Source organism: Cedecea sp. B1(4) (assembly GCF_059414925.1).
Genome location: NZ_JCAHMZ010000158.1, coordinates 1 through 273, shown reverse-complemented (window position 1 = coordinate 273; position 273 = coordinate 1). Strand labels below are relative to the sequence as shown.

Sequence of the window (273 nt, the reverse complement as noted above, 5' to 3'; positions counted from 1 at the left end):
GTGCGCTAAGTGCCCGCCGCGATCGGCAAGTACGACATGTGGCCGCGCTATCAAGGCGTCTTCGTCCGTCGACCGATCGAGCACGACTCGGGGGATGACGCCGTGCCGGAACGCGAAGCCGTCATCGGCCGGTGGGGTTTGATCAGCGCTATGACGAAGCCAGACGGGCTGGATAAAGCCGGCAAGCTATCCACGTTCAACGCTCGTAGCGAGACGGCGTCCAAGTCCTTTACCTTCGGGAATGCCTGGCGCCGCGCGCAGCGCTGCATCATC

1 protein-coding gene is annotated in these 273 nt (G+C 63.7%); it reads left to right on the top strand.

What is annotated here, in order from left to right; translation table 11 throughout:
• Nucleotides 1-36 precede the first annotated feature (36 nt).
• Nucleotides 37-273, top strand: a 237-nt coding sequence (locus ACR6JA_RS22460; RefSeq protein ID WP_494599642.1) for an SOS response-associated peptidase family protein, incomplete at its 3' end; no start/stop codon positions are given.